The 25,963-nt window shown below is 57.8% G+C and carries 19 protein-coding genes; 12 read left to right on the forward strand and 7 right to left on the reverse strand.

All coding sequences use genetic code 11. The annotated features are described in order from the left end of the window. Positions 1 to 2: 2 nt before the first annotated feature. On the forward strand, positions 3 to 1,277 hold the full coding sequence (galK, locus tag AABA21_RS34235) for a galactokinase (RefSeq protein WP_338257186.1): 1,275 nt from the start codon (positions 3 to 5) through the stop codon (positions 1,275 to 1,277). Positions 1,278 to 1,377: 100 nt separating this feature from the next. Here the strand turns inward: galK and AABA21_RS34240 are convergent, their stop codons facing one another. After that, complete coding sequence (locus AABA21_RS34240) at positions 1,378 to 2,991, reverse strand: FHA domain-containing protein (RefSeq protein ID WP_338257188.1); 1,614 nt, start codon at positions 2,989 to 2,991, stop codon at positions 1,378 to 1,380. 191 nt (positions 2,992 to 3,182) lie between these two features. On the opposite strand from AABA21_RS34240, the gene AABA21_RS34245 reads away from it, so the two are divergent. Both AABA21_RS34245 and AABA21_RS34250 read left to right on the forward strand, forming a co-directional pair. After that, positions 3,183 to 3,614, forward strand: coding sequence for a MarR family winged helix-turn-helix transcriptional regulator (locus AABA21_RS34245; RefSeq protein ID WP_338257190.1), 432 nt, complete (start codon positions 3,183 to 3,185; stop codon positions 3,612 to 3,614). A gap of 2 nt (positions 3,615 to 3,616) precedes the next feature. After that, a complete protein-coding gene (locus AABA21_RS34250) occupies positions 3,617 to 4,465 on the forward strand; it encodes an alpha/beta fold hydrolase (RefSeq protein WP_338257192.1) in 849 nt (282 codons plus the stop codon). Positions 4,466 to 4,501: 36 nt separating this feature from the next. Here the strand turns inward: AABA21_RS34250 and AABA21_RS34255 are convergent, their stop codons facing one another. Next, positions 4,502 to 5,200, reverse strand: coding sequence for a DedA family protein (locus AABA21_RS34255; RefSeq protein ID WP_338257194.1), 699 nt, complete (start codon positions 5,198 to 5,200; stop codon positions 4,502 to 4,504). A gap of 174 nt (positions 5,201 to 5,374) precedes the next feature. On the opposite strand from AABA21_RS34255, the gene AABA21_RS34260 reads away from it, so the two are divergent. Further along, positions 5,375 to 6,802: a glycosyltransferase 87 family protein gene (locus AABA21_RS34260; protein WP_338257195.1), complete on the forward strand. Its 1,428-nt coding sequence runs from the start codon at positions 5,375 to 5,377 to the stop codon at positions 6,800 to 6,802. A 71-nt stretch (positions 6,803 to 6,873) separates the two neighbouring features. Here the strand turns inward: AABA21_RS34260 and AABA21_RS34265 are convergent, their stop codons facing one another. The 5 genes from AABA21_RS34265 to AABA21_RS34285 form a co-directional block, all read right to left on the reverse strand. Further along, entirely contained in the window at positions 6,874 to 8,016 is a 1,143-nt protein-coding gene (locus tag AABA21_RS34265) for a mannosyltransferase family protein (RefSeq protein WP_338257196.1), read from the reverse strand. A gap of 127 nt (positions 8,017 to 8,143) precedes the next feature. Next, on the reverse strand, positions 8,144 to 9,298 hold the full coding sequence (locus AABA21_RS34270) for a mannosyltransferase family protein (RefSeq protein ID WP_338257198.1): 1,155 nt from the start codon (positions 9,296 to 9,298) through the stop codon (positions 8,144 to 8,146). 3 nt (positions 9,299 to 9,301) lie between these two features. Further along, complete coding sequence (locus tag AABA21_RS34275; protein ID WP_338257199.1) at positions 9,302 to 11,047, reverse strand: ArnT family glycosyltransferase; 1,746 nt, start codon at positions 11,045 to 11,047, stop codon at positions 9,302 to 9,304. A gap of 214 nt (positions 11,048 to 11,261) precedes the next feature. Beyond that, positions 11,262 to 12,335: a sigma-70 family RNA polymerase sigma factor gene (locus AABA21_RS34280; RefSeq protein WP_338257200.1), complete on the reverse strand. Its 1,074-nt coding sequence runs from the start codon at positions 12,333 to 12,335 to the stop codon at positions 11,262 to 11,264. 501 nt (positions 12,336 to 12,836) lie between these two features. Continuing rightward, entirely contained in the window at positions 12,837 to 13,172 is a 336-nt protein-coding gene (locus AABA21_RS34285; protein WP_338257201.1) for a DUF2171 domain-containing protein, read from the reverse strand. 175 nt (positions 13,173 to 13,347) lie between these two features. Between AABA21_RS34285 and AABA21_RS34290 the strand changes: the two genes are divergently transcribed. From AABA21_RS34290 to AABA21_RS34325, 8 genes are all read left to right on the forward strand, one after another. After that, positions 13,348 to 14,820 (forward strand): exopolysaccharide biosynthesis polyprenyl glycosylphosphotransferase, encoded by a 1,473-nt coding sequence (locus AABA21_RS34290; protein ID WP_338257202.1) that lies wholly within the window; start codon positions 13,348 to 13,350, stop codon positions 14,818 to 14,820. A 24-nt stretch (positions 14,821 to 14,844) separates the two neighbouring features. Further along, positions 14,845 to 16,503, forward strand: a complete 1,659-nt coding sequence (locus AABA21_RS34295) for a tyrosine-protein kinase domain-containing protein (RefSeq protein WP_338257203.1) — start codon at positions 14,845 to 14,847, stop codon at positions 16,501 to 16,503. Between the two features lie 100 nt (positions 16,504 to 16,603). Next, positions 16,604 to 18,064 (forward strand): O-antigen ligase family protein, encoded by a 1,461-nt coding sequence (locus AABA21_RS34300; protein ID WP_338257204.1) that lies wholly within the window; start codon positions 16,604 to 16,606, stop codon positions 18,062 to 18,064. Then, positions 18,057 to 19,766, forward strand: a complete 1,710-nt coding sequence (locus AABA21_RS34305; protein ID WP_338257205.1) for a lipopolysaccharide biosynthesis protein — start codon at positions 18,057 to 18,059, stop codon at positions 19,764 to 19,766. The genes AABA21_RS34300 and AABA21_RS34305 overlap by 8 nt, the downstream gene beginning before the upstream one ends. 48 nt (positions 19,767 to 19,814) lie before the next feature. Further along, positions 19,815 to 21,032, forward strand: coding sequence for a glycosyltransferase (locus AABA21_RS34310; protein ID WP_338257206.1), 1,218 nt, complete (start codon positions 19,815 to 19,817; stop codon positions 21,030 to 21,032). Between the two features lie 366 nt (positions 21,033 to 21,398). Further along, positions 21,399 to 22,340 (forward strand): zinc-dependent alcohol dehydrogenase, encoded by a 942-nt coding sequence (locus AABA21_RS34315; RefSeq protein ID WP_338257207.1) that lies wholly within the window; start codon positions 21,399 to 21,401, stop codon positions 22,338 to 22,340. Between the two features lie 74 nt (positions 22,341 to 22,414). Continuing rightward, complete coding sequence (locus AABA21_RS34320; protein WP_338257208.1) at positions 22,415 to 22,810, forward strand: hypothetical protein; 396 nt, start codon at positions 22,415 to 22,417, stop codon at positions 22,808 to 22,810. A gap of 640 nt (positions 22,811 to 23,450) precedes the next feature. Beyond that, entirely contained in the window at positions 23,451 to 25,922 is a 2,472-nt protein-coding gene (locus AABA21_RS34325; protein WP_338257209.1) for a valine--tRNA ligase, read from the forward strand. The last annotated feature ends 41 nt before the right edge of the window (positions 25,923 to 25,963 follow it).

Below are 25,963 nucleotides of genomic sequence, written 5' to 3' on the forward strand. Positions count from 1 at the left end.
TCATGGATTCAACGAAGTTGTTACCTCCGGTAAAAGAGGCTCTTGAGCAATTCCCGCGGATGTTTGATGATAAAACCGCCTACGCGGGCCCGCTGGGTGCCGCCTGGGCTCCTGGGCGGGTGAACCTGATTGGCGAGCATACGGATTATAATGGCGGCTTCGTGCTGCCGATGGCGGTCGACCGGGTGTCGGCCTTCGCCGGCCGTACGCGCCAGGATCAGACGGTGCGCCTCTGGTCGACCCACTTCAAGGAGTATGCCGAATTTTCGCTGGATGGCCTGCCGGAGAATTTCGATCAGCAGCGGGAGGGCCTGCCGGGCTGGGCCCGCTATGTGCTGGGCGTGGGTGCCGAACTGCTGCGCGCCAACGTTACCTTGAAGGGCTTTGACGCGGTGGTCAGTGGCGATGTGCCGCTGGGCGGCGGCATGAGCTCCTCGGCGGCTCTGGAGATCGCCTCGGCCGAAGCCTATGCCCTCTTTTCGGACCACGCCTTCACGATTGGTGAAAAGGATGCTACCCTGACCCCCATGGAGACCGCCGGCCTCTGTCAGCGCGCCGAACATATCGCCTCCGGCCTCAGAAGCGGCATCTTGGACCAGGCCGCCTCGTGTCTGGGACAGCCGCGCAAGGCGGTGCTGCTCGATTGCCGTTCGCTTGACTATCGCTACCTGCCGTTTGAGGATCCCAACGTGTCGGTGGTTGTTATCGATACGGGCGTGCGCCGCGAACTGGCTTCGTCCGCCTATAACGAGCGTCGCCAGCAATGCGAGGAGGCGACTGAGCGCCTGCGCGACCTGATCCTGCAGGATGACCCCGGCAACGAGCAGGCGCGTGGAATCAAAGATCTGCGCGACATCTCGCCCGAGCAGTTCGAGCGCTACAAAGATCAACTGCCCGAGGTCTTGCGCAAGCGTGCCGGCTATGTGATCGCCGAGAACGAGCGTGTCCTGCAGGTCGTGAAGCTGCTGGAGGCAGGCAAAATCGAAGAGGCGGGTAAGATCCTGTGGATCGGCCACGCGGGCCTGCGCGATGAGTACGAGGTGAGCTGCGCCGAACTGGATGCCCTGGTCGACATCGCCCATGACGTTCCCGGAGTTTTCGGCGCGCGCATGATGGGCGGCGGCTTCGGCGGCTGCACCATCAACCTGGTACGCAGCGACGCCGTTGACGCCCTGCGCCAGGCCGTCGAGCAGCACTATCCCGAGCGCACCGGCCGCCAGGCCAGCATCGACATCTGCCGCGCCGCCGCCGGCCCTGGTCACGTCGTCACGCAATAATTGTTTTTCATTTTTATATAGTAAAGCATGTAGTGTGCGAAGGCACGCTACATGCTTTACTATATAAAAATATGGGGGCGCCTGCGCTCCTCAGGCTCTCTTACGAGAGCATCTCCTCTTTTTGCTGCACCAGGTGGGGGGCCGGCTGGATATCATAAAAAATAAGTACGTACTTGCCGATCCCAATCTCGTCACCGTTTTGCAGCTGCTGCTCCTGTTCGGGAACCAGCTTTTGCCCGTTGACGAATACCCCGCTGGCGCTGCTGCGATCATGTATCCAGCATTGCCTATCTTTAACGCGAATCAGGGCATGGTGCCTTGACGTTTCCTCGTCCTGGTCCAGCAGGATATCGCTGGAGCCGGCGTGTCCCAGGCTGGTTTCATCCCTGGTGAGTGGATAGATGATCGGCTCAACAGTCTGCGGCGGCGTGATTATCAGGTAGGGATCGCTGGCCGCGACTGGCTCGGGCAGGGGTAGCAGCGGCTCTGTGTCTATGATATCCTTTTTGGGCTCCTCTTTTGGAGGAGCCTTGGGGGCCGGTGCGGTCTCTGGTTCGGGATAGGGCTGAGCCGGCTCGACAGGTTGTATTTCGGGTGGTCCGAATGGCGTGGCGTCGGGCACCGGCTGGGCGATATCGGGTTCGAATGGCCGGGGTCCCGCCGGTAGTGGTTCCGGTGATGTTTTGATCGGTTCCTGTGGTAAAGGTTCAGAGTCAGGGTCGCGCACCGGCTCGGGCGCTGGTGGTGGCTCATGAGCGGGCCGAGGCGTATCAGGCTCAATGCGACGTAGCGGCTCGGTATCGGGTTGGATTGGTTTTTGCTCGGCCCGGGTCAGCGCGCCGCTCTTCTGCCGGAAAGGACGGGCCAGTGGTAGACCGGCATCCAGGGCTTTCTGCAGGGTCTGCACAAACGCGCTGACGCTGGCGAAGCGATGACCCGGATTGGGGCTGAGGGCGCGCCGGATGGTGTTTTCCATCCCATACGTGATGTCAGTGTTGAATGGGAGCAGTGATGGGATTGTCCCCTGGCTTTTATGCATCTTGATCTCCTCGGGCGTACCTAGAAATGGGGGGCGCCCGGCCAGCCATAGGTAGAGGAGCACAGCCAGGGCATATTGGTCGCTGGCCAGTGTCGTGCGGCCTGTGAACTGTTCCGGTGCAGCCGTCATCGGGAAGAAGGTCATTGGTGGCCGCCCCATTTTGCGTACAAAGGTCCCCAGCGCGGCATCGGCGATCAGAAAAGGACTGCTGCTGGCCGTGGAGGGGTCCTGCGCGATAAGGATATTGGAAAGGGTGAGCGATCCATGGGCATACCCGATTGTGTGGAGCTGCGTCAGCGCTCCAGAGAGCTGAGCCGCATGGCCAACGGCGCGTCGCACATCCATCGGCGGACGGAACCAGTTCCGGCCCTGCTCATTGATCAGCGATCCATAGCTGGTGTAGGTGCGGGCGACGAAGAGCTGCCCGTGCCATTCCCCATAATTGAGAATCCGGGCCAGTTGAGGATACCCCAGGCTGCCCATGGCCTGCATCTCGCGAAAAAACTGGCGCCGGGCCGCGTCTGGAAGAAGCGTCCAGGGGTGAATCATTTTCAGGAGTACCGTGCGCTGCTGGCGGCTATCCTCTGCTTCGTAGCTGCTACCGGCCGCTCCATTCCCTGCGAAGCGTATGATGCGGTAGCGCTCAAACTTCTGACCTTCTTCCAGTATATGCATGCTCTACCCTCAATTTGATTTAAAAACATGTTCCATATGCATGGTATTGTACCATATCGACCTGTTTCATTGTATTAAATTGCTTTAATGGTTCCTTATCCCCTCGTCCTCATCGGCCAGGGTTGCTTATCTTCTTTAATTGTGTTAAAATCTTAATATTAACCGGTTAATATTAAGAGGTTCACATTGGAATGAATACATCTCTTGCCTATTTATTGGGTAAACTCATGTTCGAAATAGACCGCGCGGCTGATCAATTGCTGCAGACGCACGTGGGCATTTCGTACAGGCGTTTTCTCTTTCTGACTGTCCTGCAACATTGTGGCACGGTTACCCAACATGAACTGGCCGTCGCCCTGGGCTATAGCGATCCCGCCGTCAGTACGATGCTGGTCGAACTGGCCAGGGACAATTGCATCCAGACGGCAAAGAGCCCCGAGCATGGCCGCAAGCGTCTCGTGACCATTACGCCGAAGGGAAGCGAGCTCGTAGCAAGTGGGAGACAGCTATTGGATTCTCACTTTGATCAGTTGATGGAACTTGCAGATGTTGATGCACAGCATTACCGCGAACTCTCTGAACGATTGTATCAGGCTCTGATTACGAAAATGAAGAAGGAGTAAGTATGATCACCAGTTACATGAGGACAGCCCCGGCCGCTGCCAACTTCGTATTCTCGCAGGACGGCACGAAGATTAGCTATCTCACCATGGGAAGTGGGCCGGCGGTGATTGTTATCCCCGGCGTGCTCTCTACCGCATCCGACTACGTAGCGTTCGCACGCGCTCTGGCCGGGCATTTCACTGTCCACATCATCGAACGGCGCGGACGAGGCGAGAGCGGCCCACAGGGCGCGGACTACAGTATTCGCAAAGAGTGTGAGGACGTGTTCGCTTTACAGCAAAAGACCGGCGCATCATTTCTGGTTGGCCATAGCTTTGGTGGCTTCGTGGCCCTGGAAGCGGCTCGTCACAATCCCTCGTTTACCAAAATAGCGGTGTACGAACCAGGGGTGTCTATTGATGGGTCCATCCCAATGGATTGGATACCTGGTAACCAGAAGAAGCTCGCCGAGAAAAGAGAACTCGACGCCTTTGTCGAGTTCTCACTGAGCGCTGGCCCTGAGCGCGTGCGCCAGACACCACACTGGCTCATGAAACTGATGCTTCCACTTTTCCTCAGCCCTCGTGAGCTCAAACAGAGGTTGAGCTTGCTCCATGAGAGTATACGCGAGCACCAGGAAACAGCCCGGCTCGATAGCAGTTATGAAAATTACCGGGAGATAGCTGCAGGAGTCTTGCTGATGTATGGTGGGAAAAGTGATTCCTCATGGGTCCAGCTCGCCCTGGAGCGCCTCTCGGCAGTCATCCCACAATCCGAAACACAAAGGTTTCCCAGGCTCAACCACTTTGGGATCGATAAAAAGGCTCCACGTGAAGTTGCCGAGGTAGTCTGTGCCTACTTTCTGAAGTAGGAGCCGGGTTTGCCCCGGCTGTGCTCACCTGGTTTGCTATCGGCTAGATTGTGGCGCGTTGTTTTTTCGCTTTTTGTAGATGAGAAACGCGATAATTGCGACAAGCACGATCACTGCTCCCAGAATCAAGCTGATATTGCTGGCCAGGTGCTCGACCTGCCCAAAGTTGTCATGGAAGACGCGACCGGCGTAATAGCCGAGCAGACCATAGACTGTGGCCCAGATGATGCCACCGGCGGCATTATAAACGAGAAATGTTGGCCAGTGCATCCTGTTGACCCCGGCCAGGAAGGCCGCGAAGGCGCGCAAGACGGCGACGAAGCGGCCGAAGAAGACGGTTTTGTTGCCGTGCCTGGCAAAAAACTCTTCTGATCGCTGGAGACGTTCTGGTTTGAGAAACACATAGCGCCCATAGCGATGAACAAAGGCTTTTCCCCCTGTGCGCCCAACCCCATAGCCGATATTATCTCCAATGATAGCCCCGGCGGCGGCGCAAGCGATCACAATGGGCAGTGAAAGATCATGATAGACGGCGGCATAGAATGAGGCGAGCAGCAGCATCGTCTCACCTGGCACCGGCACCCCCGCGCTCTCGACCATCACCACCAGCGCCACCGCCGGATAGCCCAGCACATGCAAGAAGTTTTGTAGGAACTGTAGAATATTAAAACTGGCAAGCGTCATCCCTGGTCGCCCAAATAGATAAGCGCCAATTAAAAATGGCAGTTTTCGCATGTCATTCCCTCCTGCAAGTAATACTATGCACATACGAAAATGGATGCGTCCAGCTCTATTGACGCTGGTATGGACGATTAAAGACAACAGTCAGGTTTCATTGACAGGGTTACGCTTCTATCTTTATACTGATGGGTGATATGCTCACAAAATTTATAGAGTAAGGTCCGAACGATGATCGCATCTAGCCTGGATAAAAAAAATATTTCGATCATAGATATTGTTGTGATCCTTGTCATGGCAGGCTTGCTATATTATGGCGCTTCCTGGCAAATCTTTGCAACCAATACGGATGCAGCACGATATCAATGTTATACGCGCGCTTTCTGGCATGGCACGTCCGCGTTGAAGGATTTGCCACCGGGCCAGTGTAAATTTCTGCTCAAACCGAGCAAGCAGCTGATTCCGATTACGCACACCGAACTGGTGAAGAAGATGTCGGACCTGGGCGTGCCGTCCGGCCTGGTGCAGTTTGTGGATGACCAGTCTTCTAGCCAGCCATTCCACGCGCTGCCCTATGAATATCCCATGTTGACCCTGATCCCATTTACCCTTTCGCTGCTGGTGCCGATGCATCTTTTCCAGATCGCCTTCGCCTTTTGGATGTTGGTGGTGGCCGCCCTGGTCTATCTGGTCCTACTCAAGTGGCGTTCGCGGCGCGCGGCCCTGGTCTATGCTTTCTTGCTGGTCGTCGGTGGCTGGGGCACGATGGCGGGCCGCTACGACATTATTCCGTCCGCGCTGACCCTCTTCGCCGTGATCGGCGCCATGAAGAAGCGCTGGAACTGGGCGTTTGTCCTGCTGGCGCTGGCAGTCCTTTATAAGTTCTATCCCGTTGTTCTGCTTCCGGCGTTCCTGATCGCGCAGCAGAAGGAATCGACCCTGTCCTGGAAATCGTGGCGCCGCCTGGTCCCGCTGGCCCTCTTTGTGGTGGCCTGTGTGGTCGTGATGGGTGTCTCGCTGCTGCTCAGCGTCGAGGGGACCATCTCGCCGTTCAGCTATTTCTCGACGCGCCCGATTCAGGTGGAGTCGCTGCCCGCCTCGCTGCTGTGGCTCATCAGCATAGTTTTCTCGAAGCCTGCTCAGTACGTCTACACCTATGGTTCGCTGAATATGCTGGCCTCGGGTGCCCGTGTGATGTCGCTGCTGGCGACGCTGGCCGAAGTCGTGGGCATCCTCTATGTCCTCTGGCTGCAGTGGCGCAGTAAGATCGACCTGGCCACCGCCAGCCTGCTTACGCTACTGGTCGTGATGGTGACCGGCAAGGTCTTCAGCCCCCAGTATCTGATCTGGGTCGTGCCCCTGGTGGCCTATGTTGGTGAGGACCGGCGCTGGTGGGTGATCTGCTGGGGCCTGATCTGTCTGTTGACCACCTGGATCTACCCTTACATCTACATCATGACGCATAACATCGAGAAGGTCCCCTATCTGTGGCCCTTCTTCCCGGCCACCACGACGCGCAACTTCCTGCTGGCTGCCTTTGTGCTGGTTGTGCTGTACATCGCCACCGTCAATCGCTCACCGAAGCCCGTCTTCGTAGACGAGCAGCCCACGCCCACCCTCGATGCGAGCCCACCGATGGCAACGACACCAGGATCGTAATTTATCTGAGAACAAAAAAGAGGAGGGGACAGGGCCTCTGCGGCCCTGTCCCCTCCTCTTTTTTGTTCTCTTCACACCATCCATTTTCCCATTACAAAGAGTAAGGTGAGGGTAGCCAGCAGTGCCGGGAAGATCCAGACCAGGGCCTGGTGCAGGCGCGGCCGCTTCGTGCTGATCATGGCCAGCGTGATAAAGGCCGGAAACATCTCCAGTACGAAGCGCTGGTTGGAGATAAAGGGATCTCGCTGTCCGATGCTCGACGAGATGAGGATGCTCAGCAGCAGCAGGGCGATCCACAGCGTATAAGTTGGGCGCAGCTTCTTGCGTCCCAGGATGGCCAGGACGATAAAGGCCACAGTCGCCGTGGTGTCAAGCAGGATGTGCACCTGGTTGAACGAGCCAAAGGGCTGGTGCACGAACAGCTCGAAGATGACCTGGATGAAGCCCTGCCAGGGCCAGCTCGTCTGGCGTCCCCAGTGCGGCTGCACCACGGCGAACATCAGTGGATTCCCGCTTACCTTCCAGCAATAGAGACAATAGAGCGCCAGCCCCAGGGGAATCAGCACGATCGGGAGCGCGCTGGCAAGCAGCCTGATCTTGCTGCTCAAAACGCTCTCACGCGCCAGCCAGAGTTCGTAGAGGTATGGCGTGGCCAGCAGGACTCCGGCGCTACGTGTCAAGGCCGCCAGCAGGCCGAAAAGGCCGGCCAGCCACCAGCGCTGTCGCCGCAGCGCCAGCAGCGTCGCGCTGCTGAGCAGCAGGAAGAGGGACTCATTGTAGGCGGCGAAAAAGAAGAAGGCGGTGGGGAAGATGCACAGATAGAGTATCGCGCGGCGCCCAACCTGCTCCCCACCGGCATCGGTAGCCAGCTGGTAGAGGACGAACAGCGCGCCCAGCAGCGCCAGGTTGCTGATCAGCATGCCCAGCGGCAGATAGCTCCAGTCTCCCAGTAGATGGCCGGGAATGGCGATCAGCAGCGAGAAGAGCGGAAAGAAGGCCAGATCATAGGGAGGCTGGTAGCCATACTGCGCGATGTGGATGTAGCGCGTGGCATCCCACTGGTTCCAGTTGTTCAAGAACGTGCTGAAGGCAACCGGCGCCCCCGAGTATTTCTCCTGCGTCAGCAAAATATAGCTGAAATATGTTACCAGGATCAGCGGCAGGCGGCTTCCCAGGAAGAGCCACAGAATATCGCGAGTTGGAGCACGTTTCATGTCAATTAACCTTATCTTCTCCCTACCGTAGGTGTCGGGCTTGCCCCGACTTTGCCGCTCAGCGGCCCCGTACCCGATCGTTTACGTTCCACCAAAGATGTCATCTTCCCAATCAAAATGACGCCGTTCAAACGACCCACCGGTTCATGATAAAGGCGATCCCCAGCACCGCCTGCAGGGTGGGAAAGAGTAGCAGCAGGGCGTGGTGCAGACGCGGCCAGCGCTTGCTCAGGATCGCCAGCGTAAAGAAGGCCGGAAACATCTCCAGCACAAAGCGCTGGTTCGATAGCAGTATATCCGGCTTCTGCGCTGGATTGAGCAGGATATAGAGTAAGAATATAACCATCCACAAACTATAACTCTTTGGCAGCTTGCGCCAGCCGGAGATGACCAGGGCGATAAAGCCCAGGGTGGCGCTCAGATCCAGCAGCAGGTGCGCCTGGTTGGAGGAGCCGAATCCCTGCTGGTGATAGAAGAAGAGCGCCCAGAAGGCCTGGAAGAGACCCATCCAGGGCCACGTGGTGTGGCGCGACCAGCTGGCCTGCACCGTGACGAAGGCCAGCGGATTACCAAAGGCGTACCAGTTGTAGCCGGCGTAGATGAGCGTTCCCAGTGGGATCAACAGGAGCGCCGTCAGGCTCACTACCACCGTGCTGCGGCGCGTCAGGATATAGGACCGCTGCTCCCAGAGCTCATAGAGATAGGGCACAACCAGCAGGATGCCGACCGAGCGTGTGAGTGAGGCCAGCATGCCCAGCAGCCCGGCCAGCCACCACCTCTGCCGCCTGAGCGCCAGGAAGGTTCCCGCCGCGAAGAGCAGGTACAGCGACTCATTGTAGGCGGCGAAGAAGAAGAATGCGGTGGGAAAGATGCACAGGTAGAGCAGGGCGCGCAGCGAGAGCTCGTGTCCCACCAGCTCAAGCGCCAGGCGGTAGATGATGAAGAGCATACCCAGCAGCGCCAGGTTGCTGATCAGCATGCCCACAAAGATATAGCTCCAGTCTCCACCGCCCAGCAGACGCGCCCCGCCAGCGATCAATACCGGCAGCAGAGGGAAGAAGGCCAGGTTATCGACTGTCTGGTAGCCATACTGCGCGATGTGCGCGTAGTTGGCCGCATCCCAGTGGTTCCACGTGCTGAACAGGGCCGCCACATTGACTGGCGTATCAGAATACTTGGCGGCCGTCAGCAAGATGTAGCCGATATAGGTAATGGCTACCAGGAGGAGCTGCGTGCCTGCGAAGAGCCAGAGTATATCTCGTGTTGGGCGCTGTTGTTGCATATGCTACGGCTTGACTTTCAGGATATAGCAATAAGTCGTATTGCCTCCCATGATGGTATGGATCACACTGGTATTGGCCGGCAATGGATAGCCGCGCTGCACCAGGTGTCTGGGCCAGACCAGGTATTGATAGCCATGGAAGGTCTGATCCCCCTTTGTCGTAAAATCTGGGGCGGTCACATCGATCTGCTGCAGTTGGAAGCGTTGATCGAGGGCCGTATTGTAGCTGAACCAGCTGGTGTCCCTGGTGTATCCGTTCAGGCTGCTACCGATCAGACCTACCTTTGCCTGCGCCGGCGCCGATGTCTCCAGCCACTGCAGAGCCTCGCGATAGGCCGGATAAGCCACCTGCATGGTAGTATCTTCGTTGTTCTGGAAGAACTCGTTGGTATAGCCCTCGGCCGCGTAGACCGTGGTCAGTCCGATCAGATGTGGGCCAATGGCTAGCAGCGCCAGGATGACGACCGGTATAATGACGGCCGGTATGCCGATCGCTGCACGACCGGTTGCGCTTTCCTCCTCGTTTGTCCGCTTCCTGCTCACCAATCGCACGATGGCTCCGATAATCATGGTCAGTCCACTGACACCGGCGATGGCCACCGATGGAGCGAGCGGCAGGTGGTAGTGGGTGCCAACGACGATATTGAGCACGCTGAACATGCCCAGCACGCTCAGTAGCCAGATGACCAGGTATGCATCACTGGCCGCTTTCTCGGTCTCCATCTGGATGGCGCGCAGGTGGAAGCGTACCAGCTGCACCAGGGCCACGATTACGAAAATGGCGGCTGGAATGGTCAGAAAGGCGCTCATCTTGGTGAAGATGATAAAGATGATAGACCAGTGGGGGACATGGGTGTAGAACTGACCGGCGATAAAGGTAGGATGCCCATTGGCGGAGTGATTCCACTCAAAGGTGAAGCTGTGGACCAGGCGGCCAATGGGATTGAGCCAGATGGCCGGATCGACCAGCAAGAAGGCGAGTGGCGCGACCAGGATGGCCGCTCCCCACCACTTCCAGGGTATGGAGGGCCGCTGTTCGGCTGGCATGATTGGACGCAGCAAGAAATAGTAATAGGCGGTAAATATGACAATACCAGGTATGACCAGGACGGCGGTGTATTTGCTGGCGGCACCCAGCCCGACTAGCAAGGCCACGACTGGAAAGAGCCAGGGGCGGCGGATGGCGTGCCACAGGGTCAGGAAGGCGATAGTCACAAACGTTGTCATGGTCATGTCCAGGTAGGCGAGGGCGCTAAAATAAGCCAGCCAGGGACTGAAGGCCAGGCTGAGCGCCGCGATCAGCGCGATGGTGCGACCGAAGGGTGCGCGCCCCAGCCAGTAAACGGCTGCCACCAGTAAGGTCCCCAGCAAGACGCTGGGTATGCGTGCCGCTAGCAACTCGCCCACGGGATGCCCCAGAATGTTGTTGAAGGCCATCGAGATCCCCATCAATACCTTGGCCAGTGGAGGATGCTCATAGTTAAAGGTGACCCATTGGCTTGAGGTAATGTTGGCGTGCGTAATCAGTGGCAGATAGACCTTGCCACCTAAAATATAGACAACCTCGTCGGTGACCACATCCAGCTGACGGGCCAGAAGCAGACGCGGTATAAACGCTACAATAGCCAGCCCGAGCAGGAAAAGGAGATCGAGCGCAGGGGTGCGGTGCGTTGCGGTCGATGCTGCTGCTGGTCCCGATGCCTGATGTGCATTATCGTCTTCAGTTGTGAGATCTAGCCTGGTATCCATAATTCCCCCGGTAAATATAGTGGGTAGGTATGTACGTGCGCGTACAAAATGCTGGAATACTTCCTGTGATCGCGGGCTAGTATATCATAACGCGGCGCTGAGCGTCGAGAATGTAGTACCGCGTGCGGTGTCAGAAAGCTGTGAGGAAGTTGTGAAAAAAGACGCCAGGCAACAAAAAGGGAACCTGTTGACAGGTTCCCATGAAGTGCATATGTTAGACGCATTCGCGTAGCGAGATGCTGTTGCTCATGCCGCGCAGCTTCATCAGCGCGACGACTTCGAGCTGGCGCACGCGTTCGCGCGAGATGCCAAGCTCTTTGCCTACTTCGAGCAGGGTGCGGCTCCTCCCATCACCGATGCCATAGCGCAGGGTGATGACGGCGCGTTCACGGGGAGTGAGGAACGCGAGCGCCCGGTGCAGCTCTTCGCCCAGCAGATGCTGTGAGGCGGTATCTGCCGGTGCCGGCGTGGTGCTATCCTCCAGTGTATCGGCCAGGGAATAACGGGCCTCTTCATCCACGGGGGCATCCAACGAGACCGGCTGCTCGATGATGCCCAGCAGGTCCGCGACTTCATTGACATCGATATTGCAGGCGGCCGCGATATCTTCTGGCAGCGGGTCCAGGCCATTTTCCTGCGAGAGCTGGGCGGCCACGCGCCGTACTTTGCGCAGGCGGGTCGAGACGTGCTCCGGCAGGTGGATCATGCGCGACTGCTCTCCGGCCGCGCGGCTTACCGCCTGGCGAATCCACCAGGTCGCGTAGGTGCCAAAGTGGCAGCCGCGTTCAGAATCAAATTTTTCCGCCGCGCGCATCAGCCCCATGTTGCCTTCCTGGATTAAATCCACCAGGGGCACACCAGTACTGGTATAGCGCCGCGCGATCGCGATCACCAGGCGCAGATTCGATTCAATCAAGATGCGGCGCGCATCCTGATCGCCGGCCGCCGCGCGGCGGGCTAACTCTATCTCTTCTTCATGCGTAATCAGACCGTGACGGCGAATATCACGTAAATAACTCTGAAAAGCATCTTCAGATCCCGAGGCACTTTTTGTCCCGGTGATCCCGCCCCCTTTACGGCGAGGAGCGGTCTCTTCTAGAACAAAAGCTTCTCCACCTTCGACCTCATCATCCTCAAGCAACTCATTCACACCCTCCTCATCCAATACCAGGTCTATCTCGCCAAGAGGCTCAGTGTTGCGCTCTATCACCGGCTGAGACTGGTCCTTCGTGGCTTTGCGCCTGGATCGGGGAGATCGGGTGGTTCGTTCTACTGTTGTAGTGCGCATGTCCCTCTGGTCTTCTCTGACAGGGTTTCCAATCACCATAATTCCACGCTCCCTTCAGGAGGAAACTTACCGACAAAATCAGCGTCGGACTCCGTATGGCCTCGTGGTTTGTACTCACAGGCAAGCGCTATACACATGGTTTGATGCATGTCTCTGTGTTGCGCGTACGTGTCCATCATTCTGTACTATCTTTAGCTCTATTTTAGAGAATCCCGTGCTCAAGTAACATCAGGTGATCACCTTAAATAGTCTCAGGTTCTGACTGTATATTCTGTTTGTCGGGCTGTGTTTTTTCGCGTACCGCGTGATTTATTTGATAAAAGATTGAGCGAGTATACTTTATTTCTAAATATGACCTCTGAGTCGAGGGGGTCTCGATATACTCAAACAATAAACAAACCAGCCCTGTAGCGGCATCAGTTAGCCGCGCATTGCGCGTAGATGGTGTTTGATTGGGGAAAACGGATGCCGCCGTTGTAGGGTGGTGTGGGGAGTAATGCCTTAGGACCGATCAGGATTCTCTTCGTCAAAGGGATCACTGACGCCATGTCCACGGTCATACATTAACTGGGTGGGATCTCCTAAGTGATCTTCATAATCTGGCCGCCTGGTCCATTCTTTGGCCTGGGCCTCATCTGAAGTCAGCTGCAGATGGATCGTATCACCCTCGATCTGCTCGATGGCGCTATAGGGGATGTAGCGATCTTGCGTAAAGATAAATCCTTTATGGACCTTAAACGAATCTTCATACACATCACCTACATGACCCAGTTTATCGTTATCGGACGAGTAGACCGACATGTGTTTATGCACGTTTTGCTGAGTAAATGATGCCATACATTACCTCTTTCTAAGCACAAAGACTTATCTATTCGCTTTCACGTCTTGCTGCGTTGGAAAGTTTCACAGAAACCTCACGAAAAACTCACAAGCCAGATTTCCGCTTTTGGTATGCTTAAAAGTATCGTTTATGTGAGCGCGTAAAACACAGTTTTTTTCGGGAGGTTGTTGGATGGCTGGTTCGCTGTTGATGCCTTTGTCTGATATTCTGCTGCCACGTAAGCGACGCTGGACCGCCAGGCATTGGCGCTGGCTGCTGATCGGGGGCGATACCCTGATCTTCTTGTTTGCTCTATCGTATGCTCTGTTTCTGGTCTCCATGAATCGGGCGTCATTTCCTATAGTTATTGATACGTCTTCGTATACCTGGAGTCCATTTTCCTGGGAGGTGCAGGGATGCCTTGCCTGGTTGATTGCTTTGCACCGAGTTCGCCCGTATGATCAGCTCTATACATGCTCAGATCGCCGGGGAATACTGTCTATGGCGTGCGCACTGGGATTGATGCTGGCATGCTGGCTACTGTTTTTGCTCCTCTCTTGCCAGGGCGACGTCTTCATTGGCCTGTCGATTCTGTTGCCGTTCGCCTGTATGCTTGTGCCCACCTTTGGCCTCTGGCGCGCCTGCTATGCTTCGCTGCGCAAGTTCGTTCTGTTTGAACCCCTGACCGTCATCGTCGGTGCCAGCACGATATCGGACACTGCCTTGAACGAGTTGTGCCAATGCGAGCTGTGCGCAATGACCGTTCTTGGCTACGTCGATGAATCGCTATGTGTTGATGATGGCCGCTTTGCGTGGCCCTTGCTGGGTGGTCGCATGGTTCTGCATGACCTGCTCGCCTCTGGCCTGGTAGATATTCTGGTGATCTCTCCCGGTTGCTATGCGGACCTGGTCTTCTACCCGATTCTGATGGAGGCGCAGACCCGGGGGGTGCAGATCGTATCTCTGGCGGATTTTTACGAGGGTATGGTGGGGAAGTGTTTTTTGCTGCAGGACTCTGACCTGTGGAAGCTGGTGAAGCGGGTCTATCACTATCGGGGATCGCTGCTCTATCGTTGCTGGCGGCGTTTGCTGGATCTCTGCTCCGGTGTGTTTGGATTGCTGCTGCTGCTCTGTGTGTTTCCTCTGCTTTCCCTGCTCATTTGCCTGGACTCTCCGGGTCCCGTATTTTATCGCCAGGAGCGCATGGGATATCGCGGCCGCAGCTTTCGCATATGGAAGTTTCGCTCGATGTGTGTGAATGCCGAAGCGCGTGGAGCGTCCTGGGCCGGCGTGAACGATAACCGTGTAACTCGTGTGGGCCGCTTCTTGCGCGCCACCCATCTGGATGAACTGCCACAGGTAATCAATATTCTGCGCGGGGAGATGAGCCTGATCGGACCGCGCCCGGAGCGTCCCATGTTTGTTTCTCAACTGGAACAGGTGTTGCCGGTGTTTCATTGCCGCCTGGAGGTGAAGCCCGGTTTGACCGGCTGGGCTCAGGTCAAGATGCCCTATGCTCGCTCATATGAGGCAGCGGCCGTGAAGCTCCAGTACGATCTCTACTATATCCAGCATCAGTCTTTTCTGCTGGATGTGTCGATTTTGCTGCAGACTGTGCTTGAGGTAGTATGGCGTTCTGGTCGCCGGGCCGAGTCGCGGATGTAAGTGTTGTGAGTGGGGGAGGATGCGATGACTTTTGGACACTATTGGATGATGTTTGTACGCCGCTGGCCATTGCTGCTGCTATGCGTATTGCTGATGGGCGTGGGAGCGCTGGTGGTCAGCCTGTGCATGACGCCTGTGTATCGTTCTAGCGTACTGTTGCAGGTCGCTATCCATTCTGGTACCAATCAAAGCGATATCAACGATCTGTTGGCGAGCAACCAGCTGGTGCAGACCGAGGCGCAGCTGGCGGTCAGCGATCCCATTGTGCGGGAGGTTGCCAGCCGCTATCCCGGCTTGACGGCCAGCCAGCTGAGCACGATGGCCTCTTCCAGCGTCAAGCTCAACACGCAGCTCTTTGAGATCACGGTTCAGGATAGCGATGCGCATCGCGCGGCCGCGCTGGCCGATGACCTGGCCCGGACGTTTATTCGTCATCAGGAGCATGATCGGCAGCAGGAGAATCAGGCATCACAGCAGCAGTTGCAGCAAGAGATCAATTCCACGCTGCGCCAGATCAATGCGCTCAAGGCTCAGCGCGCCTCGGCCGCCGCTAAAGGCCAGCCTGATACATCTTCCGAGCAGTTGACGACCCTGCAGCAGCACTACAATCAGTGGCAGTCGGCTCTGGCTCAATTGGAGCTGTCGCAGGCCCAGCGCGGTGGTTTTCTGCTGATTGTGCAGCCCGCGCAGGTGGCATCCACGCCGGTTCAGCCGGATATCGTGCTGAATACTGTGGCCGGGCTGGCCGTTGGTCTGCTGTCAGGTCTGGCTTTGATCCTACTGCTGGCCCATGTGGATCAGCACGTCCACTCGTGCGAGGAGGTGCAGCAGCTCCTGTCCTGGCCGGTGCTGGCGCTTACCTGGCTGGAGCGCACCGCTGACACACTGATCCAGCCCGGAAGCCATACGACTAATGAGGAGGCCTATCGCATCTTGCGTTCGAGCATCGGCTTTGCTGGCGTGGATAAGCCACTGCGCTCGCTGATGGTGACCAGTGCTCTTCCTGGAGAGGGGAAGAGCACGGTCGCGGCCAACCTGGCCATCTTTATGGCCCTGGCGGGGAAGCGCACCCTGCTGATCGATGCTGATCTGCTCTGTCCCACGCTGCATGAACAATTCTCCCTCCCGGCTGATAAGCCCGGATTGAGCAATGCCATTCTGGCCTGCAGCCTGCCCGATTTTCATGCTCAGCCGCCGCGTGTCTTCCACACGGTAGTCGATCCCCGCTCGATCTCATTGGATGGCTATATCCATGCGGCGGGTATTCCAAATCTACGCGTGATGTCTTCCGGCCCTCTGCCACCCAATCCCGCCGAGTTATTGGAATCGCGGGCCATGAAGCGTTTCTTCCAGGCTCTCGACTGTTGCGATGCGGAGATCATCATCTTTGATACCTCTCCTCTGCTGGGTCTTTCGGAGTCGATCGTCCTGTCGACAAAGGTGGATGGAACCATCGTGGTTGTCGACCTCAATCGTGTGCATAAGCCGCACCTGCAGCAGATGCGGTCGCGTTTTGTACAGGCTGGCTCGCGCGTCATCGGCTGTGTGGTCAATAAGTATCCCCGCCGTGGCGGTCTGCTGCCGTATTCGCTCTATGCGCGCTATCGTCCCGTGGAAAAGCTTCAGGACGATCCCGGTGCCTCTGCCACGGTTCGTCAGCCGCGCGCGGTGCCGCTGCGCTAGCCCACCGCGCCTGAATGCTCGTGTAGTGCGGCGCATGGCTGGCGAGTCCTTTGTTGTTGATGATTGTATGTCTGAACTGTGTTCTTTCTCAGGAGGTTGGATGAGTCGTTGTGTGGGGTGGCGGTCCTCTATGCTGTCCGCCGGGCGATGTAGTTCTGTGAAGTGGTTGCTGTGGGTGGTGGGGAGCTTGCCGGTCATTGGTGGTGTACTGGCCTGGCTGGGTCCCCTGGCCTCTGTCGTGGCGATGGGAATGCTCGCGCTGGGGATGATCGCCGCGCTCCGCCTGGATGCGCTGCTGATGGTCGTGCTGGTGGCGCTGCATCTCTACCTGGATTGGTACCTGGGTCTGCACCTGATAGTTCCCGTGCTGGCCGTTGCTTACCTGCTGTTATGCTACCTGCTGCGTTCCCCTCGCCATCCCTGGGCGCAGCTGCGCAGCGCGGGAATGTGGGGCGTCTTTCTTGTGTTGACGCTCTATCCCGCCTTCCGGGGCGGATCGCTGATGCTCTATGATGCCGCCTCTTTCTATCCCAGCGACATCCTGGGCGCGTTGCTGATGTACTGGCTGGGCCTGCAGGTTGGCCACGATACGGCCAGCCTGCGTCGTTTCTTCCAGCTGTTTACCTTGCTGGCTGTTGCACTGGCCCTGCATACCCTCTTCCAGAGCGTGACCGGCACGATCCTGTTCGCGTCCGCGCGGGTGGACGATTTTCTGTCGCGCACAGATGTGGCCTACTACCAACTTTTAGATAGCGATACGCACCGGGCCGGTTCGTTTTTTATCGACCCCAATTGGAATGGGGCCTTCTTCGCTATGCTGTCCTTTATCCCGCTGGGATTGTTGGTGACCGGTTCGCGCTGGTGGCAGACGTTATGCTGGTCTCTGGCGCTGTCTCTGCTCGTGCTGGCTCTGATGTGTACCTACAGTACCGGTGCCTGGCTGGCGTTTCTGTGTGGCGTGGGGGCATTTCTCTACCTGGTTGGCTCTCTGCGTCATCGCCTGCTTATCCTGTCGCTGGCAATCTGTTCGTTTGCGTTGTTGGCCTGGTTTTTTCCCGGCCAACTGGCCTTACAGCTGCAACATGCTGGTGGGGATAACGAGCTCTCGCTGCGCGTGGCGGCCTGGAGTACCGCTTTACGTGTCATCCAGGCTCATCCCTGGTTCGGGGTGGGACTCGGCCACCAGGCCTACCTGCTCGCGTCCAGCACCTATCGTGTACCCGAGCAGTTCGTGCCGCTCTCCCATCCGCATGATTCCTACCTGGAATGGGCGGCGATGGCCGGATTGCCGGTGCTCGCGCTGTTTATGCTGTTGCTGCTGCGCGTGTCAAACCAGTCCTGGACGAACTGGCGCCGCGCGAACGTATCCGACCGACCACTGCTCGGAGCTGGCCTGGCCGCCAGCATCACGCTGAGCATCAATAGCATCAGCATCAATGGCTGGACCCATTTCGCGCTGGCCCCGATGGGCTGGTTGCTGCTGGGCGCGCTGGCTTCCCCACGTCTGGGACGTCCCGTCCAACATCTTGATCGGGAGGTTGAGCAGCATGTCGATGCATAATGTATCATCGCCTCAGAGGGATGGAGAAGAGATGGAGTGGCGACTGCGAGGTGGCCTGCCGCGGCGCGCCACGCTGCTGAAGGACCCGACGACCTTATTCATCGGGGCTGCGCCTGAGGGTATCAATGATATGCCGACGGCGGCTTACCCGGTTATCCCTGACCTGACAGCCGCTGGCATCGTCGTCGATCAGCAGCCAACCTGGTTGATCCCTGCTGTGGAGGACCTTGAGCGACTGCGAGCCATGCCTGGATCTGTGGATGCCGGCGAGATGCGGTCGTTGCTGCTGCGCCTGTTTTTACGCGACTCTGGCCTCTATGCCATCGCCTCGTGCCTGTCACCGCTCTGCGCGCTGTTGCTAACGCCCTTCCTGACGCGCCACCTGTCGGCTCAGGACTACGGTATGTTGACGCTGCTGACGACGACTCTGGCGCTGTTGGGTCCCCTGGCACAACTGGGTCTGGGAGCAGCCTTTGTGCGTCTGTATCATCAGCAGGTGTCGGGCCCCTGTGAGCGTCATGCCCTGCTAACTACCCTGACTCTGCTGGTGGCGGCGTTTTCCCTGTGCGTTGCCGTGTTACTGGCTATCCTGGCTCCCGGACTCTCTCGCCTGCTCCTGCATGACGCCGATGGGGTGCCGCTGCTTCGCCTGGCGGCTCTGCAGCTGTTCCTGCAGAATATGACCATGCCCGCCTTCACCTGGTTGCGCGCTTGCGGCCGGGCGGCGCTGTTTGTCGTAGTCTCGTTGTTCAATCTGCTCCTCAATCCTGCTCTTACATTCCTGTTCGTGGGGATCTGGCAATGGGGGGATGTTGGTGTGCTACTGGCGGCCTGTGGAGGCTATGTCGGGGTGCTGCTCTGCTCGTTGTTCTTGTTCAACTCTCGGGTGCGCTGGCACATCAGCTGGCCGTTGGCTCGGCAACTGCTGATCTATGGCATGTCAACGCTGCCTGCTTCGTGCTCTGTCTGGGTACTCCAGCTGGCGGATCGCTATTTCCTGCTGGCGTTTGGAACGCTGGCGCAGACGGCCAGCTACTCGATCGCCTATACGCTGGGGAATATCCTGGGCCCGCTGGTGATTACTCCCTTTTCGCTGGCCTGGTATTCCGCCCTGCATGTCCTTGCCCGGCAGACGCGCGCCCGCGAACTGTTCGGCCTCGTCTTTCGCTGGTATTGCATCGTCCTGCTGGTGATGGCCTTCGGCGTCTCTTTGCTGGCGAATGATGTTCTGCTCCTGTTTTTTCCTCCGTCATATACGCTGGCGGCCCCGATCGTTCCACTCATCGCGCTCTCTAACGTGTTCTTCGGCCTGTTCGAATTCTTCAACCTGGGCATTGTGTTGCGGGGCAAGCTGCGCTTTAATCTGCTCTTGCTCCCCCTGGCCGCGCTCATCAACCTGGGCGGCAACTGCCTGCTTGTCCCGGCCTTTGGCAGCATGGGAGCGGCGGCCTCCACCCTGCTGGCATATGTCTTTCTGGCTCTGCTGGCCTGCATGGTCAATCAGCATCTCTATCCCATCTCGTTGGATCTCGCCTTGTACGCCGTCGGTTTGCTGCTGGGTGGCCTCTACTATGTCCTCTATCAATGGCTCCTCCCGCTGGACCAGCCGCTTTTCCACTGGCTGACCACCGCTAGCCTGATCGTTTGTTACGCACTCTCGCTATGGCTGTTAAGCCTGCTCAGCGGTTGGAAGCGGAAATAGTTTGTAGCGATATATGTCCTCATATGTGAAGTGAAAGGATGAGAAGGTATGAAGAAGCTTCGTCCCTGGAGTCGCGTCTGCATGCATCTGCTGGGACCCGCCTGTGCGAACCATCGCGTGATGAATGATGCTCGTGCCCTGCGGATAGCGGGGTATCAGGTGACCATTGTGGACGTAGTTGCCAACTGCGAGCGGCGGCGCGCCACCGAGTGGGTGGATGGAATTCAGATCCGGCATGTCTATTGCGCCAGCTGGTTCGTTCCGGTCCGCTTCAAATTGCTGTTTCTATTGAAGCTCATCATCCTGATGGTGCGCTGCTTCGTGCGCCTGCTTGGCGTGCGGGCGGATATCTATCACGCCCACGTGGAGCACACCTTTCTCGCGATGTACCTGGTGGCACGCCTGCGCAAGAAAGGGCTCATCTTCGACACGCCGGAACTGACCATGTCCGTCCCGGCGATCCAGTGCTGGCCGCGTCTGCGCCGGTTGGCTATCGCCTGTATCCGCCACATGTCGCGCTCCTGCGATAGCTATATCACTGGCTCCCCCGACTATAAGCTGCTGCTGCTCTATACCTATGGGCGCGTCCCGGTGCTGATATTGCGTCATATCCCGCCTTCTCGTGCCTGTGTTCGCAATACGCGCCTGCAGCAAAAGCTGGGTTTGCCTGAGCACATGCGCATCGCTCTCTATCAAGGCAATCTACAGTCCGATCGTGGACTGGAGGCGCTGGTATTCGCCGCTCCCTACCTGAAGCCCGATATCGTCATTGTCCTGATGGGGGACGGCTACGATGAGACGCTAGATATACTACGTGATCTTATTCAATATGATCAGCTTGAAGATCGCGTCAAGCTGCTTCCAGCGGTCCCCTATGCCGAACTGCTGGATTGGACCTCCTCGGCCGACCTGGGGCTGCTGCTGTTGCCGCCCTTCCACTCGTTGAGCATTCGTTACTGCCTGCCCAACAAATTCTTCGAGTACCTGGCGGCGGGCCTGCCGATCCTCTCATCGCGCCTGCCTGCTATCGCCGAAATGATTCACCAATACCGTGTCGGCCAAATCCTCGATGATTTCTCTCCTGTCCGCATTGCCCGAGCTATCAACACCCTGATATCCGATCGCGATCGCTGGCAGACCCTGCACGATAACGCCCTGTCCGCCGTTGCTCAGGGTCTGACCTGGGAGGAGGAATCCAAAAAATTGATCGACTTATATCAGCATATCGGCTTCAAACATACCGGTGTCTATTTCCACCTGTCGTAGGCGAAGATGCTGGGGGTATCCTCAACTAGGCTTGCCCACAATACGTTCAATTGAAGTTCATGCAAAACGAGAAAAGACCCCAGTACGTGCGGTGTTTGCCCCCGCTTGCTTGCTTATCACAAGGAAAGGCATCTTCGAAGCGATCAGGAATGGTTGCATGCAATGCATCGCATTCTTCTTGCTGTTTTTCGAGCGGAGAGGAAGCAAGCGGGGGCAAGCACCGCACGTACTGCTTCTTTTTCTCTCTGCGCATTTTATTGTGTTGAGGATATTTGAGCTTGTTCGCGCAGCGGCCCATTCCCAGGCTAATATAATATATTCATCTAGATACAGATGATAATTTGAAATATAGGTTGCTTGATGATTATGCACAAAGAACAGCCGAGCGAGTGCCTGTGCCTGCTGGCGCCTGCTCGGCTGGCATGGCTGACTGAAGAGTTGCCCCCTTTGGGTCCACAGGACGTGCTGGTGCGCACCAGCACGACGGCGATCAGTATCGGCAGCGAGTTGCCCGTGTATCGTGGGGATGCGCGCACGAGCGACGCGTTCCAGTACCCGCAGAAGATGGGCTATGAGAGCATCGGCGCAGTGGTGGCGTGCGGAGACGCGGTGCGAAGCGTGCGGCCGGGCGATCGCGTCGTGTCCTTCTATGGTCAGCAGACATACGCGGTCGTGCCGCAGGAGCGCCTCATCGTGGTCCCGCAGGGGATTTCGGATGCGCTGGCCATTCTGAGTATCCTGACCTGTGACGCCGCCAAAGGCGTGCGCAAGCTGACACTCAGGCCCGAGGAGGCGGTCCTCATCACCGGCGCGGGCGCCATCGGCCTGCTGACGCTCTTCATCCTGCGCGCCTATGGTGTATCTCAGGTTGATGTTGTTGAGCCCATGACTGAAAGACATCCTCTGGCTTGCCTGCTCGGTGCCCGGAATGTCTGGCGGCCACAGGAAGTGCCAGCTGAGACCTCCGTATATCCAGCCGCCTTCGAGTGCTCCAGCCGCGACCAGGCCTTCGCGCTCCTGCAGCAAAAAGTACAACCACAGGGACGCCTCTGCGTCACCGCCGATGGCAACATCGAGCCGCTCACGCTCATCCCCGCGTTCCACGAAAAGGAACTGCAGATCGTTGGCTCAAGCGACGGCTGGGACTATCACCAGCACGCGGCCTGGTATTTTCACACGCTACAGCAGCGCCCAACCGATCTGGAGCGTCTCTTTGAGCTCCGAATAACCCGAGACGAATTAATCTCCACCTTTCAGAAGCTGTACGATGGCATGGTTCATCCCGTTAAAATTCTCGTTTCGTACTAAAGTATGGTGAATGTTATAATTTCTATGTGCGTAAAAATGATGAAAAGCGCTTCTTCATGCAATAGGGAGCTGCAATGAAGCCTGAAGCACAATACATCATTCGCTACTGGTTTGAATGGGCCGCAGAGTGTTTCTGGAGTGTCAACGACGCGGCGCGTGAGCGTTTTGGTTACGCGATTATCCCAGAGGCTCTGCCCCTTTCCGCGCAGACTATCGAGCTCGTAAATGAACTTATATCGTGGCACGATCATGCCCTGAACTGGGAGTATCCCCCTGACCCCGGCCCCTGGCGACAGGAAGAGTGCGACCGTTTTAATCAGGCCGCCCGAAATCTTCTGGCCACCATTCGTCAGGAATTGGGGGAGCAGTTCGAGGTCATTGATGATTTTGTGGAGGAGGTAGAGGACCCGGAGCTGGACGCCTATCTGCAAGACCCCCAAGGCTTTGTCAGGCAGAAGCAGATTGATTAACGGGTGTCATCCATTTTTTGCCAAAAGACAAGGCAACAAGAAACACGAAACGTCCATCGAGAGATGAAACGCCCGCTTAAAAAACGAACGCCCACGTAGGGTCGACCTTCAACGGTCGACCGGGCTGCCAGCGACAGCGACGGCAGCCCACGTTCCCCCACGACCCCGCTTCTCGTGTCATTCACGCTGGCCCATGTCGTACCTTCACGCCAACGCTCCGCACGCGTACCCAAAAGCTACGTAGAATGTCCTCGGTGTTCTCACCTGTGATCATACCAAAAAACAGCTTGACAATACCGTTTCCACCCTGTTACCATTATTAGGTAACAATAAAAATAAAAAGGCACTGAACGAGCGGAGTAGAGAGAAACGATTCGCCAGAGAGTGGAGGTCACCGGGTGCGAGCCTCCTTCGATCACGCCTCTTGAACGTGGCTCGGAAGTCGAGTATCTGAACTGATTCCCCAGGGGATCAGCGTTAAGATGCTCCGGGGATGCCCGTTAGCGCTGTTTGAGGATAGCCGACTATGGCCGGGTTGGGCGAGTCGGTTGTCAAAACAAGGTGGTACCACGAGTTGCGTTGCCCTCGTCCTTGAGATGTGGCAACGTTTTTTGTTAGTACAAAAAAGGAGTACTACCATATGTTGCCCAACCGTTATCAGTTCCGCGATGCCGAGCCGCGGCTGGCCCGCCTGTGGGCGGATGCCAATACCTACGCCTTTGATCTAGCCGGATCAGGCCCGATCTATACCATCGACACGCCTCCTCCTACTGTTTCGGGGGCCCTCCACATTGGACACTGCTTTTCTTATACCCAGACCGACGTTATCGCGCGCTTCCAGCGTATGCGCGGCCGCCGCGTCCTCTATCCTATGGGCTTTGACGATAACGGCCTGCCAACCGAGCGCTTTGTTGAGAAGACAATCAAGCGTAAGGCGACCGAGATGGAGCGCGCCGAGTTTCTGGCGCAGTGCCGGCGTCTGACGCGGGAGACCGAGGATGGCTTTGAATCGCTGTTGCGCCGCCTGAGCCTGAGCGTCGATTGGAACTATCGCTACTCGACCTTGTCGCCCGAGGCGCAGCGCACTTCGCAGGCCTCGTTTATCCAGCTTTACCGGGCCGGTCGCGCCTATGACCAGGTCGCGCCGACGCTGTGGTGCCCCGAGTGCCAGACGGCCATCGCGCAGGCCGAACAGGATGATCAGACGCTGCCGACGCTGTTTACGACCTTTGCCTTCCATCTGCCAGACGGTCAGACCTTGCCGATCGCCACGACGCGGCCCGAGCTCCTGCCCGCCTGCGTCGCCATCTTCGTCCATCCACAGGATCAGCGCTATGCGCACCTGCTGGGCTCATCGGCGCGCATCGCCAGCGCAGCTTTTTCTCAGCAAGAGATGATCGAGGTTCCTATCCTGGCCGATGATCTGGTCGATCCCGACAAGGGGAGCGGCGCGGTCATGTGCTGTACCTTCGGCGACTCGACCGATGTTCGCTGGTGGCGCACCCATCAGCTGCCGCTGCGCGCGGCCATCGATCGCTCCGGACGCATGACGGCCCTGGCCGGTCCGCTGGCGGGACTGCCCACGGCGGCCGCCCGTAAGCTCATCTTGCAGAGCCTGGCCGAGCAGGGCTTGATCCTGCACCAGGAAACGATCGAGCACACTATCGGCATTCATGAGCGCTGCGGCACTCCCGTCGAGTACCTGCAGACGCGGCAGTGGTTCATTCGCGTCCTGGACCAGAAGGAGCGCCTGATCGAGATCGGCCGCCAGATCCGCTGGAATCCTGAATACATGCGCATCCGCTACGAGCACTGGGTCGAGAACCTGCAGTGGGACTGGTGCATCTCGCGCCAGCGTTTCCTGGGCGTTCCTTTCCCGGCCTGGACCTGTCGGGCCTGCGGGGAACTACTGCTGGCCGATCAGGATGAACTGCCGATCGATCCACGCCTGACGGCTCCCGGCCATGCCTGCCGCTGCGGCGCCACGGACTTTGAGCCCGAGATGGATGTCATGGATACCTGGGCCACCTCGTCGTGCACGCCGCTGCTCATCGGACTCTGGCTGGACGACCCTGACTGGTTCCGACAGCACTTCCCGGCCAGCCTGCGGGCGCAGGCACACGATATTATTCGCACCTGGGCTTTCTATACCATCGTTAAGGCGCTCTACCACTGCGACGCGGCCCCTTGGAAAGAGATCATGCTCTCCGGCCATGGCCTGTCGAGCGAGCGCACCAAGGTCTCGAAGTCCAAAGGCAATGGGTCGCTCGACCCGACGACGGTCATCGAGCAGGAATCGGCCGACGCCCTGCGCTACTGGGCCACCTCGGTCAAGACAGGACAGGACACGCCGTTCAGCCCCGAGTTGATCGCGACCGGTCGTCGCCTGGTCACCAAGCTGTGGAACGCCTGCCGCTTCGCCGAGGGTCGCCTGCACGACCTGGACGCCTCCACGCTGACCACCATACCGGCGGGGATGCTACCCACCGATCGCTGGCTGCTCGCGCGCCTGGCGCAGACGATCACCTTCGCCACCCGTGAGCTTGAACAGGGCGATTACGCGGCCGCGCGTATGGAGGTCGAGCGCTTATTCTGGTCTGACCTCTGCGATAACTACCTGGAGTTGGTCAAGTCGCGCCTGTATCAAGATGAAGGGGATGGGCGCCGGGCCGCGCAGTGGACGCTATACCATGCTCTGCTGGGCGTCCTCAAGCTGCTCGCGCCCTACCTGCCTTTCATCACGGAAGAGCTCTACCTGGGACTCTTCCAGCCATGGGACGGTGCCGCCTCGATCCATACCTCCGCCTGGCCCACTGCACCCGCCGACTGGCTCGATCCGCAGGCCGAGCGCGATGGTCAGCTTCTGCTTGAGATCCTGCGCTCGGTCCGTCGCCAGAAGGCCGAACACGGCATCTCCGTCGGCGGCACGCTGGAATCGCTGCGTATCATGGCCTCTGCCGCCGACCTGCCCATCCTGTATGCGGCCAGCAGCGACCTGCAGAGCGTCACCCGCGCCCGGACTATCCAGTTCATCGCCGCCTCTGAACCCGCTGCGGAGCCATTAACCCAACCTCTTGTTGAGCTTACCCTGCCTCCAATACATTCAATGTAGAGGACGTGTGAGCCAAATGGAACGAGATCGTCGCGTCGTAG

The organism is Dictyobacter halimunensis (assembly GCF_036245075.1).

Bases quoted from the DNA above. Each gene is read 5' to 3' on its own strand.
- AABA21_RS34250 (WP_338257192.1), top strand. From the start codon at position 3,617: ATGATCACCAGTTACATGAGGACAGCCCCGGCCGCTGCCAACTTCGTA.
- AABA21_RS34300 (WP_338257204.1), top strand. From the start codon at position 16,604: ATGAGTCGTTGTGTGGGGTGGCGGTCCTCTATGCTGTCCGCCGGGCGA.
- AABA21_RS34255 (WP_338257194.1), bottom strand. From the start codon at position 5,200: ATGCGAAAACTGCCATTTTTAATTGGCGCTTATCTATTTGGGCGACCA.
- AABA21_RS34290 (WP_338257202.1), top strand. From the start codon at position 13,348: ATGGCTGGTTCGCTGTTGATGCCTTTGTCTGATATTCTGCTGCCACGT.
- AABA21_RS34295 (WP_338257203.1), top strand. From the start codon at position 14,845: ATGACTTTTGGACACTATTGGATGATGTTTGTACGCCGCTGGCCATTG.
- AABA21_RS34270 (WP_338257198.1), bottom strand. From the start codon at position 9,298: ATGCAACAACAGCGCCCAACACGAGATATACTCTGGCTCTTCGCAGGC.
- AABA21_RS34285 (WP_338257201.1), bottom strand. From the start codon at position 13,172: ATGGCATCATTTACTCAGCAAAACGTGCATAAACACATGTCGGTCTAC.
- AABA21_RS34325 (WP_338257209.1), top strand. From the start codon at position 23,451: ATGTTGCCCAACCGTTATCAGTTCCGCGATGCCGAGCCGCGGCTGGCC.
- AABA21_RS34315 (WP_338257207.1), top strand. From the start codon at position 21,399: ATGCACAAAGAACAGCCGAGCGAGTGCCTGTGCCTGCTGGCGCCTGCT.
- galK (WP_338257186.1), top strand. From the start codon at position 3: ATGGATTCAACGAAGTTGTTACCTCCGGTAAAAGAGGCTCTTGAGCAA.
- AABA21_RS34240 (WP_338257188.1), bottom strand. From the start codon at position 2,991: ATGCATATACTGGAAGAAGGTCAGAAGTTTGAGCGCTACCGCATCATA.
- AABA21_RS34265 (WP_338257196.1), bottom strand. From the start codon at position 8,016: ATGAAACGTGCTCCAACTCGCGATATTCTGTGGCTCTTCCTGGGAAGC.
- AABA21_RS34275 (WP_338257199.1), bottom strand. From the start codon at position 11,047: ATGGATACCAGGCTAGATCTCACAACTGAAGACGATAATGCACATCAG.
- AABA21_RS34305 (WP_338257205.1), top strand. From the start codon at position 18,057: ATGCATAATGTATCATCGCCTCAGAGGGATGGAGAAGAGATGGAGTGG.
- AABA21_RS34260 (WP_338257195.1), top strand. From the start codon at position 5,375: ATGATCGCATCTAGCCTGGATAAAAAAAATATTTCGATCATAGATATT.
- AABA21_RS34310 (WP_338257206.1), top strand. From the start codon at position 19,815: ATGAAGAAGCTTCGTCCCTGGAGTCGCGTCTGCATGCATCTGCTGGGA.
- AABA21_RS34245 (WP_338257190.1), top strand. From the start codon at position 3,183: ATGAATACATCTCTTGCCTATTTATTGGGTAAACTCATGTTCGAAATA.
- AABA21_RS34320 (WP_338257208.1), top strand. From the start codon at position 22,415: ATGAAGCCTGAAGCACAATACATCATTCGCTACTGGTTTGAATGGGCC.
- AABA21_RS34280 (WP_338257200.1), bottom strand. From the start codon at position 12,335: ATGCGCACTACAACAGTAGAACGAACCACCCGATCTCCCCGATCCAGG.